Origin of the sequence: Veillonella atypica KON, assembly GCF_002959915.1 — a bacterium.
In the GTDB taxonomy this organism is placed as follows: Bacteria; Bacillota; Negativicutes; order Veillonellales; family Veillonellaceae; genus Veillonella; species Veillonella atypica.
Genome location: NZ_PPDE01000011.1, coordinates 133,490 through 145,000 on the forward strand (window position 1 = coordinate 133,490; position 11,511 = coordinate 145,000).

Sequence of the window (11,511 nt, forward strand, 5' to 3'; positions counted from 1 at the left end):
CCCTTTAAATCTAATTTTATCAATATTACATTCATCTTACCATAAAAATGAGGCGTGCCGCTACAGCACGCCTCACAAAAGGGATCAAACTTTCACAATCGGTAAAAGTGCCTATATTAATAATGTAAGTCTTTTTCTGTTACACGATGACGGAATGTCCAGTATACCCAAATTTGATATGCTAATACGATTGGTACAAATACCACTGCAACCGCAGTCATCAATGCCAAGGTATATTCAGAAGAAGATGCATTTGTAATGGTCAAGCTCCACGCTGGGTTCAAAGAAGATACCATAATGCGAGGGAATAGACCTGCAAAATATGTAGCCGTAATCAAAATAACGGAAAGAGAGCTAAATACAAAGCCCCATTTTGTATTGCGCGTACGTGCTGCAGCCCAAGAAATAAGGAAGCAAACAACAGCTAAGGCACAGAAAATAGTAGCTAAGATAGAGCTGTACAAATCAGTGTATACATAGGATGCAATAATCAACGCAATCACACCGATTGCAGTAGGTACACCTGTAACGAGAGATGCTGCACGTGCACGTTCAGAGATAGGACCTGCTGTTTTAATAGATGTAAACAAACCACCATGGTATGTAAACACTAAAACGAAAGCAACACCACATAATACAGTGTAAGGGCTAAGTAAATCCCAGAATGTACCAATATATGTCATCGTTTCATCAATAGGTGTGCCTTGGATCAAGTTACCTACTGTTACACCCCACAATAAGGCAGGAACGATAGAACCGATGAAAATACAATAGTCAAATACTTTACGCCATGTGCGATTTGCACTTTTAGAACGGAATTCAAAAGCAACGCCACGCATGATAAGTACAGCAAGCATTAAGAACAATGCCATGTAGAAACCACTAAACAATGTAGCATATACATGAGGGAAGGATGCGAATAATGCGCCACCAGCAGTGATCATCCATACTTCATTACCATCCCAAATAGGACCTAACGCATTAATCATTTGACGACGTTCAACGTCAGTTTTACCAATGACTGGTAGAAGAATACCTGTGCCATAGTCGAAGCCTTCTAAGAAGAAGAAACCTGCAAACAATACACAAAGCAAGATGAACCAGATCACATTAAGGTTATTCATAATTAGTTCCATAATCTTGCCTCCTCTTTTTCTTCTACATGGTAAATTGTTTGTCCATCAGGACCTTTTTTAATATGCTCTACAGCTAAATACAATGCGGCAATAGCAGCCAAGATATAAATAACTGTAAAACCAATGATAGTAGTCATGATTTCAGGAGCTGTAACGGATTTAGAAGCACCATTAGCAGTCAATTGAAGGCCATATACAAGCCATGGTTGACGACCTGCTTCTGCAACAAACCAACCAGTGGATTGAGCGATGTAAGGTAATGGTAACATCCAGAAAATAATTTTCAAGAATGTTTTATTCTCTACGAGTTTACCTTTAGCATTTAATACCAAGCCGATGAAAGCAACTAATAACATAATGGAGCCAGCCGCTACCATGATGCGGAATGTCCAGAAAATACCAGGAACATCTGGAATGTAATTACCAGGGCCATATTGAGCTTCAGATTTAGCTTGTAAATCTTTAATACCTTCTACCTTACCAGATGTAAAGGAGTTTTGTGTTAAGAAGGATAAGCCGCCAGGGATTTCAATGGCACCTGTATTTTGTTGTGCTTTTGTATCGATATTAGCTACCAAAGAGAATGGAGCTGGATCTTGAGTTTCCCAAAGAGCTTCCATAGCTGCCATTTTCATAGGCTGTTCTTTAGTAATATATTGGCCTTGATGATGACCTGCAAAAGCACCTAATGTGCCAGCAATTAAGGTAATTACCATACCCCATTTTACAGAGGTTTTATAGAAATCAACATTGCTCTTACGAATCAAGTGCCATGCGCTGATAGCCATAATGATGACACCTGCTGTCATGGAACCATTTAATACAATATGAGCAAATTGGCCAGGTACATAACCATTAGATACGATGGTTGCGAAGTTTTCCATTTCCGCACGACCATTGCGAATTACATAACCTACAGGATGTTGCATAAAAGAGTTTGCTACAAGGATCCAGAATGCGGATAAATTAGTACCTAATGCAACTAATGTTGCCACAGCAGCATGCGCTTTATTAGATAAGCGACCCCAACCAAAGATCCAAACGCCCATAAATGTAGATTCCAAGAAAAATGCCATTAATGCTTCAAGGGCAAGTGGGGCACCAAAAATATCACCCATAAAACGAGAATATTCAGCCCAGTTCATACCGAAATGGAACTCTTGAACGATACCTGTTACAACACCCATGGCAAAGTTAATTAAGAATAATTTACCCCAGAATTTTGCCATTTTTTGGTAAACTTCTTTACCGGTGCTTACAAAGGTCCATTCTAAAATGGCTACAATAACCGTCATCCCCAATGTAAACGGTACAAATAGCCAGTGATAGATAGATGTTAGCGCGAACTGTAAACGTGCTAAATCCAGTGCTTCAAACATGTCTTTTCCTCCTTAGAATTGACTCAAAAATACACACTTGATGAATGTCTTACATCGTTACGCATGAGATACACAAGGATTCATGGTCTCTAAAATCTCTTTTTCGCGCACAGCTAATTTATCGAAAGTCACACTTTCCATCTGTCTTACAAGTTCAGCTTGTACAACAGACATAGCTTCATTAACTGCACATTGGCCCATACATGCTTTTGAGCAAGAACCGACATCATACAAACAACGCTGTAAATACGTATCCCCCTCAACGGCTCTAATCACATCGAGCATGGAAATATCTTTGGGCTCACGATTTAATGCAAATCCACCATCCACCCCGCGGAAGGATTTCATGATTCCTGCGGCAATAAGGCTGCGCATTATCTTAAGCAAAAAACGTTCTGGAATCATCTCTTGCTCAGCCAATACACCGCCTGTTACCTTCTGACCAGATGGTAACATCGCCATGTGCAAAATCATGCGAAACGCATAGTCCGTGGCTTGATTTAATTTCATAAGCACTCCTTTTCCAATAACAACGTCTACGTATTACTATATTTAGTATAAACGATATAAAACAATACTGCAATGGTATTGTTTTATAAAACTGTAATTAATATCACAAAAAAGGACTATTAGTAAGATACTAATAGTCCTTCTCATTTATTATATGTAGTTCTAAAAGAATTAGCCAAATAGAAGATGTCCTACTTCATAAGCAATGGCAGCTACTATACCAGATAATGGAATTGTTACGAACCACGCCATGACCATAGAACGCGCTACGCCCCAGTTTACTGCTTTAATACGCTTAGAAGCACCTACCCCCAACAAAGAACCACTCACAACATGTGTGGTACTTACAGGTAAATGCAAGAATGTAGCAGTAAAAATAGTAATAGCAGAGTTTAAATCGGCTGCAAAACCATTAATGGTTTCTAATTTAAAGATTTTTGTCCCCATGGTGGAAATAATTTTCCAACCACCAACAGCCGTACCACAAGCCATTGCAGTCGCACAGCACAACTTAACCCACAACGGAACATCTAAGGTATCAATATAACCACCGCTAAGTAAGGTCAATGTAATAATCCCCATCGCCTTTTGTGCGTCATTAGAACCATGTGAAAAAGCCATCATAACGGCCGATACGATTTGCATGGATCTAAATCTATCATTTAAAACAATAGGAGAAAATCTACCAAAGAGGAGTAGCAACAATTTCATGATGATATAGCCACCAACCATTGCTACTAAGGGTGATAAGATGAGAGAAAAGAAAATCTTTAAAATCCCTGATTCATTTAAAGCATCAAAACCTACTGACCAGCCTACGGCACCAATGATACCACCAATTAGTGCATGGGATGATGAACTAGGGATTCCCCAGTACCAAGTCAGTAAATTCCATACGATGGCCCCGATAAGGGCTGCTGAAATGATACCACTATTGATAAGAGATGGAGACATAACAATATCACCACCGATTGTCTTCGCAACCCCAGTACTTACCATAGCACCCAAAAAATTAAGTGCCGCCGTCATCATGATTGCTTTTTTAGGTTCAATAGCACGGGTTGAAACAGATGTGGCAATCGCATTAGCCGTATCGTGGAAGCCATTGATGTAGTCAAATGCTAGGGCTAATAATACGACTAGCCAAACTAAGTAATGTGACTCAAGCATACTTCAATACTACCCGGCGGAATGTACCAACCAAATCTTCGCAACCATCGATTACATCCTCCATAGAGCTTAAGATTTCCTTCCATTTGATAATTTCAATTGGATCTGTACATTCTGTAAATAATTTCGCCATTTCTTCATGGTAAATATTATCTGCTTCAGATTCAAGCTTCAATACTTGATGTACACGACCTTCTACCTTCACATGATCCTTTTTAAGGCTACCCATGTAACCGATAGATTTATTGATATGTTTAACACATTTTACGACGATTTCACTCATGCGAATGGCACCATCACTAGGTTTACCTACATGATACATAACCATTTTATCCATGATTTCTTTGATATTATCAAGTGTTGTATCTAATTGATCAATCAGCAATTGGATATCCTCACGGTCCATCGGTGTAATGAATGTTTTACGCAAGCGATCAACTGTTTCATTAACTAATTCATCCGCAGCTTTTTCCTTTGTATCAATTTCCAAGAATGCTTCTTCTTTAGAAACTTCGCCTTTGAAAACGCGTTCCATCATTTCCGCACTTTCATAGGTAAGTTCAGCATGATTTTCTAAAATACTAAAAAATTTTTCTTCTTTTCCTTTTAATTTAAAAGCCATGGAGATCCTCCTGATACAGTACTGTTAGCTTCTATAATTACAATACAATTATAGCATAGTAAATCAGTGCATGCCTATCTATTTATTTATTGATTTCTCGCACCAAATGAGGCATTTCCGGAATAATTAATTTACTCATGCCAAGGGTAACGGCTCCCACCGAACCAGGAATAGAAAAAATTAATGTATTCGAATTTACACCTGCCTCTGCACGAGATGCAATAGCTTTGGTACCAATATCCTCCGTAAAAGATAGATATCTAAAAATTTCACCAAATCCAGGTATAGTCTTTTCAATAATAGAATCCACGGCTTCAATGGTCACATCACGCATGGCAATACCGGTGCCACCTGTAGAAATGACCACATCTATTGATTCATCATTACACCAAGGAATAATGGCATTACGGATTTCATCGTAATCATCGATGACAATCTTTCGAGCTACTACATTATGATTAGCAGCTTCTAATAATTCTTGAACCTTATTTCCGCCTTTATCAGTTTCCATAGTCCGTGTATCAGAAACTGTTAGGACAGCGACATTGAGAGGTCGATGTAAAACTTCTTGAGACATATATCCTCCTAAAATAATGGTATTAAACCAGCCAATTTTGTAAATCCATTATCCCGTAATGTATCTCGTAATTGCCATGTATAAGTAATAAATGGCGCGCAGTGCAAACGCATCCAGAATGATAAATACGGTGTATCACCTTGGAATATGGCCAATCTTGGCAACGCATATAAATTTTGACCTGGTTTAACCGTCCCCGGTGTGACTGTGAAAGCCATCTTATACCCGCTTTCACTAGTAATGCGTTGAATTTCGGCATTATTGAAACCACCAGGATACGCTAAGTAATCGATGGGTTTTCCCATGAAAGCCTGTAATGTATCCTTACCACCTTTGATCTCATCATCAAGTTTAGAAGGATCAATGCGCGTTAAAATACTATGATGATTAGTATGACCTTCTACAATAAACTTATGAGCGTCCATAGTTTTTAATTCATTGATAGACATAAAACGTTTTGTATTAACAGCATCGCTAATCATAAATATGGTTGCTTGCATATCATAGGATTCTAAGATAGGCAAAACATCCTCATAGTTGTCGATATAACCATCATCGAAGGTAAGAACAATCGGTTTATCGGGGAGTTCCTTGCCTTCTGTCACATACGCATATAAATCATCGAGGCTAATCGTATGATACCCTTCGTTATGTAAGTACTCCATCTGTTTCTTAAACTGTGCCACATCAAGTGTCAGTGCAGAATGATACTTATCATTAACTTGATGATAATTTAAAACGGGAACACCATAAATCTTATAATGTGATGATAAACACCACATACTTCCTAATGCTATGAATAGTAATGCAATACAAATAATGATCGTATATACTATACGTTTACCTATTGTTATTAACATGATTAAGAACCTTCTTACAATATAAAATTATAACTTCATACTATTCGAGGATAACATAACCGCTCTTTTGTTTCAATGAAAAACCCCTCATATGTCATTCTAAATTCATATAAATAACCTATAAGGGGATGCATTAATCATGTAACTATCGGGTTATAGGACAAAAAGTGTGTGTGACTAATCCCAATAAGTTGGAAAATCTGTAGACATATGTAGCTCATTCCAAACAGGAGCATCACCCCATTGAGGGATTGAACGATCTATTTGGCAATAATCAGATAACCGTTTGTAGATAGCAGCAATCGATTCATCTGTAGGCATACAATTTAATATATCTGAAATAGAAAGCGGTCTTGGTGAGTGCATATAGCACCACCAATAGACCGCTTTTAGTCTTCTTTCAAGTGAAAGGCCCCTATGAGCCCGTAACATACTTCTTAGTTGAGCATTTACTCCACCTTCAATACGATTATTTGTTGTAGGTATTGTAATATCAATACATTCCAAAAATGTAAATAAAGTTTGTTGCCTAATCAGACGCCATAATGATGATTCAGCTTTAAGCAAACGCTCATGTGTAGAGCGTTTGTTTCCGAATTCATCAATCGTCATTTCTCGTAAAAAATCAGAATATGTCATTCGCCACGCCGAAAGTTTATTAATCCATATAAAAGCTTGATCCATTGTTTTCACATTAAATAAATCTTTAGCAAGAGTATAAAGGTCCTTTCCTGCTAACGTTTTAGGTCTACTTGTCGTATATCGTCTAACCTGACAAAAAATGTGAAACAGGCATCTTTGGTGACTGCTATGAGGCCAAACTTTACGTAATGCTTTAGGCAAACCATTAGCACCATCAGACACAACGACTTTAGGTTCGGCAATCCGTTCCATTAAACACTGCCAAGCTCTAGCATGCTCATAACGACAGACATACCATCCTAGAACATGAGTATCATTGCAACAAATCAATACACATAAATTCCTAGCTAAGTAAATTCCATCAAGATATACCACATCATGTACTTCTTCCACTTTTGGTGGCAATGGCCATATGGACCAAAATTTAGCGGTTTTACGCCTGAATGTACGACCTTTACCAGGCATATCAGCTTGAATATCGGTGCTGAATAACCAATTCAAGAATAGGCTTAACTCTTTACTTAAATTATTAATTTTAACGGTAAATGCCACCTTACAATGTTTGCAAAACCAACGCTGAGAACCAGATTTTAAAACACCGTGTTTAATACATGTTTCATTACAATCAGGACATTTTATTTGTCGCATAAACTCTTCCTCCATATTTGTTTATATATAGGAAGATATAACCTCATTTTAATCAGTAATTACAAGGGTTAATTGATGTTTTTACCCACACTTTTTGTCCACCCTCAAACTTCTCCAGAAAAAGATTAAACCCTTATAACACTAGTAAATATCTAGTGTTATAAGGGTTTTCACACACACTTTTTGTCCTATAAGCCTAACTATCTCTATATGCTTAATCAGCGACTTCCTATCACTCCTCACTGTGGATTTCTCATCGCTGCTTTGCAGCTGGAGAAATCTTACGTTCGGATGAAGGTGATGTGTGGCTCCCATACGTCGCTACGCTCCTCTGTTAGCTCACACCCTACCTTTCCCAGGTGCCCTGGTCGGACTCTACATGTAAGTATATATAATAAAAAAGGCTAACCATACGGTTAGCCTTTTTAGCTTAATCAGCGACTTCCTATCCTCCCAGGCCGTCTCCAGCCAAGTACTTTCGGCGTTTACGAGCTTAACTACTGTGTTCGAGATGGGAACAGGTGGACCCTCGTAGCTATCGCCACTGAATCTGTCAGAGTTTGTACTCTTGAAAACCACATAGAAGATATATATATTTGTTGCACATGTCTGGCTTATTGTTATTAAGTAAAGCCCTCGATCTATTAGTACCAGTCAGCTCCAAGCCTCACAGCTCTTCCACACCTGGCCTATCAACCATGTCGTCTACATGGGATCTTACTAGCTTATGCTATGAGAAACCTCATCTCAAGGCTGGTTTCACGCTTAGATGCTTTCAGCGTTTATCCGTCCCGAACGTAGCTACCCAACTGTACCCTTGGCAGGATAATTGGTACACCAGCGGTTCGTCCACTCCGGTCCTCTCGTACTAGGAGCAGCCCCCTTCAAGTTTCTTGCGCCCGCGATGGATAGGGACCGAACTGTCTCACGACGTTCTGAACCCAGCTCACGTACCACTTTAATCGGCGAACAGCCGAACCCTTGGGACCTACTTCAGCCCCAGGATGTGATGAGCCGACATCGAGGTGCCAAACCTCCCCGTCGATATGGACTCTTGGGAGAGATTAGCCTGTTATCCCCAGGGTAGCTTTTATCCGTTGAGCGATGGCCCTTCCACTCGGCACCACCGGATCACTAAGCCCGACTTTCGTCCCTGCTCGACCTGTCCGTCTCGCAGTCAAGCTCCCTTCTGCCTTTACACTCTTCGAGCGATTTCCGTCCGCTCTGAGGGAACCTTTGGGCGCCTCCGTTACTCTTTAGGAGGCGACCGCCCCAGTCAAACTGCCCGCCTAAGACTGTCCAGCCGGTTGTTAATCGGCCTGTTAGAAATCAATTAATCAAAGGGTGGTATCCCAACAACGACTCCTCTAAGACTGGCGCCCTAGATTCTAAGTCTCCCACCTATCCTGTACATTCATTAACTAAGTTCAATCTTAGGTTGCAGTAAAGCTCCATGGGGTCTTTCTGTCCAGTCGCGGGTAACCTGCATCTTCACAGGTACTTCAATTTCACCGGGTCCCTCGTTGAGACAGTGCGCAAGTCGTTACACCTTTCGTGCGGGTCGGAACTTACCCGACAAGGAATTTCGCTACCTTAGGACCGTTATAGTTACGGCCGCCGTTTACTGGGGCTTCAATTCAGAGCTTCGACCGAAGTCTAACCCCTCCTCTTAACCTTCCAGCACCGGGCAGGTGTCAGCACCTATACATCAGCTTTCGCTTTAGCAGGCACCTGTGTTTGTGGTAAACAGTCGCTTGCGCCTCTCTTGTGCCACTCATTCATGCTCCACGCGTTACTGCCCTTCACACTACATGAGTCCTCCTTTTCCCGAAGTTACGGAGGCATTTTGCCGAGTTCCTTAACGAGGGTTTTCCCGCGCACCTTAGGATTCTCTCCCCGCCTACCTGTGTCGGTTTTGGTACGGGCGATGTGTCTCTACCTAGAAGCTTTTCTCGACAGTGTAGGATCAATCACTTCGCTGTAAACAGCTCGTCATCACATCTCAGCTTTTAGAGTTACGGATTTGCCTATAACTCAACCTACATGCTTAAACACGCACTTCCAATCGCGTGCTGACCTACCTTACTGTGTCACTCCTTCGATCAAACGATTCACACCGGTACAGGAATTTCAACCTGTTGTCCATCGCCTACGCTTTTCCGCCTCGGCTTAGGTCCCGACTTACCCTGAGACGACGATCGTTGCTCAGGAACCCTTAGGCTTTCGGTGGAATGGATTCTCACCATTCTTTTCGCTACTCATACCGACATTCTCACTTCTCACCAGTCCACAACTCCTTACGGTACTGCTTCAATCCGATGAGAACGCTCCCCTACCCATATACATTGCTGCATATGACACGACTTCGGTTTCATACTTTAGCCCCGGACATTTTCGGCGCAGAGTCTCTCGACCAGTGAGCTATTACGCACTCTTTAAATGGTGGCTGCTTCTAAGCCAACATCCTGGTTGTTTTGGAAATTCCACATCCTTCGCCACTTAGTATGACATTGGGGACCTTAGTCGGTGTTCTGGGCTGTTTCCCTCTTGACAATGGACCTTATCATTCACTGTCTGACTCCCGAGTATAAGTATAGCCATTCGTAGTTTGACTAGGTTCGGTAACCGGTATGGCCCCTAGCCCGATCAGTGCTCTACCGCCTATACTCTCAACCTCGAGGCTAGCCCTAAAGCTATTTCGGGGAGAACCAGCTATCTCCGTGTTCGATTGGCATTTCACCCCTATCCACAACTCATCCCAAAGCTTTTCAACGCTCACGAGTTCGGTCCTCCACACAATTTTACCTGTGCTTCAACCTGGCCATGGATAGATCACTACGGTTTCGGGTCTACTATCACTAACTGAACGCCCTGTTCAGACTCGCTTTCGCTGCGGCTCCATGTTTTCCACTTAACCTCGCTAGCAACAGTAACTCGTCGGTTCATTCTTCAATAGGCACGCCGTCGTCCTGATATATATACAGACTTCGACTGTTTGTAGACATACGGTTTCAGGTTCTCTTTCACTCCCCGCCAGGGGTTCTTTTCACCTTTCCCTCACGGTACTATGCGCTATCGGTCGATATCAGTATTTTGGCTTGGAGGGTGGTCCCCCCTGCTTCCCACAAGGTTTCACGTGTCTCGTGGTACTCTGGATACAGTCCCATGTATGCAAGGTTTCGATTACAGGGCTTTCACCTTCTGCGGCTGAGCTTTCCAACTCAATTCTTCTACCTCATTTACACTTGATGACTGTCCTCAACCCCGGTGCGGTTGCCCGCTCCGGTTTGGCCTCTTTCCCGTTCGCTCGCCGCTACTAAGAAAATCTCGTTTGATTACTCTTCCTCTGGGTAATTAGATGTTTCAGTTCCCCAGGTGCCCTCCTCATACTCAAAGGTATGGGTGACAGTGCATAACCACTGCCGGGTTCCCCCATTCGGAAATCTACGGGTCAAAGGTTGCTTGCACCTCTCCGTAGCTTATCGCAGCTTACCGCGTCCTTCTTCGGCTGATATCGCCAAGGCATCCGCCGTACGCCCTTATTAACTTTACTTAAGTTAATATGACATGCATTAGATACATTGTCGTTTATTTTGTAGCCGTACATTTTCATGTACGTCACCAATAAGTCAGAGAATTATTTCCTATGTGCTCGGGTCAACCTACTTAGAAATTCTAAGAGATGACCTTACAAATATATAATAATTAACACTTCTATGCAGTTTTCAAAGAACAAATCTGCCGATGTATAAATCAGCTTATGTAGTTTAGCACTTAACATCATAGATGTCAAATACTAAATGGTGGAGACGAGGAGATTCGAACTCCTGACCCCCTGCTTGCAAGGCAGGTGCTCTCCCAACTGAGCTACGCCCCCATGTATTAAATGGTGGGCCTAGGTGGACTCGAACCACCGACCTCACGCTTATCAGGCGTGCGCTCTAACCAGCTGAGCTATAGGCCCATT

Annotated in this window: 8 protein-coding genes, 2 tRNA genes and 2 rRNA genes; all 12 read right to left on the bottom strand. The window is 41.6% G+C overall.

Annotated features, from left to right (window positions below):
• Positions 1–116: 116 nt before the first annotated feature.
• Positions 117–1,136 (bottom strand): cytochrome d ubiquinol oxidase subunit II, encoded by a 1,020-nt coding sequence (cydB, locus tag VAHSUH02_RS09580; RefSeq protein WP_005375270.1) that lies wholly within the window; start codon positions 1,134–1,136, stop codon positions 117–119.
• Positions 1,127–2,515 (bottom strand): cytochrome ubiquinol oxidase subunit I, encoded by a 1,389-nt coding sequence (locus tag VAHSUH02_RS09585; RefSeq protein WP_005375278.1) that lies wholly within the window; start codon positions 2,513–2,515, stop codon positions 1,127–1,129. The genes cydB and VAHSUH02_RS09585 overlap by 10 nt, the downstream gene beginning before the upstream one ends.
• Positions 2,516–2,572: 57 nt before the next feature.
• The gene (locus VAHSUH02_RS09590; RefSeq protein ID WP_005375284.1) at positions 2,573–3,025 is read right to left on the bottom strand and encodes an RrF2 family transcriptional regulator; all 453 of its coding nucleotides are present in this window, start codon (positions 3,023–3,025) and stop codon (positions 2,573–2,575) included.
• Positions 3,026–3,196: 171 nt separating this feature from the next.
• Complete coding sequence (locus tag VAHSUH02_RS09595) at positions 3,197–4,195, bottom strand: inorganic phosphate transporter (RefSeq protein WP_005375286.1); 999 nt, start codon at positions 4,193–4,195, stop codon at positions 3,197–3,199.
• Positions 4,188–4,817, bottom strand: a complete 630-nt coding sequence (locus tag VAHSUH02_RS09600) for a DUF47 domain-containing protein (RefSeq protein WP_005375274.1) — start codon at positions 4,815–4,817, stop codon at positions 4,188–4,190. Before VAHSUH02_RS09600 ends, VAHSUH02_RS09595 begins: the two co-directional genes overlap by 8 nt.
• Positions 4,818–4,899: 82 nt before the next feature.
• Positions 4,900–5,394, bottom strand: a complete 495-nt coding sequence (locus tag VAHSUH02_RS09605; protein WP_005383142.1) for a MogA/MoaB family molybdenum cofactor biosynthesis protein — start codon at positions 5,392–5,394, stop codon at positions 4,900–4,902.
• An 8-nt stretch (positions 5,395–5,402) separates the two neighbouring features.
• The gene (locus VAHSUH02_RS09610) at positions 5,403–6,254 is read right to left on the bottom strand and encodes a polysaccharide deacetylase family protein (protein ID WP_005383144.1); all 852 of its coding nucleotides are present in this window, start codon (positions 6,252–6,254) and stop codon (positions 5,403–5,405) included.
• A gap of 177 nt (positions 6,255–6,431) precedes the next feature.
• Positions 6,432–7,544, bottom strand: a complete 1,113-nt coding sequence (locus VAHSUH02_RS09615) for an IS1249 family transposase (RefSeq protein ID WP_038148763.1) — start codon at positions 7,542–7,544, stop codon at positions 6,432–6,434.
• Between the two features lie 432 nt (positions 7,545–7,976).
• Positions 7,977–8,093: ribosomal RNA gene (gene rrf, locus VAHSUH02_RS09620) — 5S ribosomal RNA — on the bottom strand.
• A 75-nt stretch (positions 8,094–8,168) separates the two neighbouring features.
• Positions 8,169–11,097: ribosomal RNA gene (locus VAHSUH02_RS09625) — 23S ribosomal RNA — on the bottom strand.
• Positions 11,098–11,345: 248 nt separating this feature from the next.
• Positions 11,346–11,421, bottom strand: a tRNA-Ala gene (locus VAHSUH02_RS09630).
• A gap of 10 nt (positions 11,422–11,431) precedes the next feature.
• Positions 11,432–11,508 (bottom strand) — tRNA-Ile (locus VAHSUH02_RS09635).
• Positions 11,509–11,511: the final 3 nt, after the last annotated feature.

Excerpts from the sequence above, each read along its gene's own strand:
- cydB (WP_005375270.1), bottom strand. The coding sequence starts at position 1,136 with ATGGAACTAATTATGAATAACCTTAATGTGATCTGGTTCATCTTGCTT.
- VAHSUH02_RS09585 (WP_005375278.1), bottom strand. The coding sequence starts at position 2,515 with ATGTTTGAAGCACTGGATTTAGCACGTTTACAGTTCGCGCTAACATCT.
- VAHSUH02_RS09590 (WP_005375284.1), bottom strand. The coding sequence starts at position 3,025 with ATGAAATTAAATCAAGCCACGGACTATGCGTTTCGCATGATTTTGCAC.
- VAHSUH02_RS09595 (WP_005375286.1), bottom strand. The coding sequence starts at position 4,195 with ATGCTTGAGTCACATTACTTAGTTTGGCTAGTCGTATTATTAGCCCTA.
- VAHSUH02_RS09600 (WP_005375274.1), bottom strand. The coding sequence starts at position 4,817 with ATGGCTTTTAAATTAAAAGGAAAAGAAGAAAAATTTTTTAGTATTTTA.
- VAHSUH02_RS09605 (WP_005383142.1), bottom strand. The coding sequence starts at position 5,394 with ATGTCTCAAGAAGTTTTACATCGACCTCTCAATGTCGCTGTCCTAACA.
- VAHSUH02_RS09610 (WP_005383144.1), bottom strand. The coding sequence starts at position 6,254 with ATGTTAATAACAATAGGTAAACGTATAGTATATACGATCATTATTTGT.
- VAHSUH02_RS09615 (WP_038148763.1), bottom strand. The coding sequence starts at position 7,544 with ATGCGACAAATAAAATGTCCTGATTGTAATGAAACATGTATTAAACAC.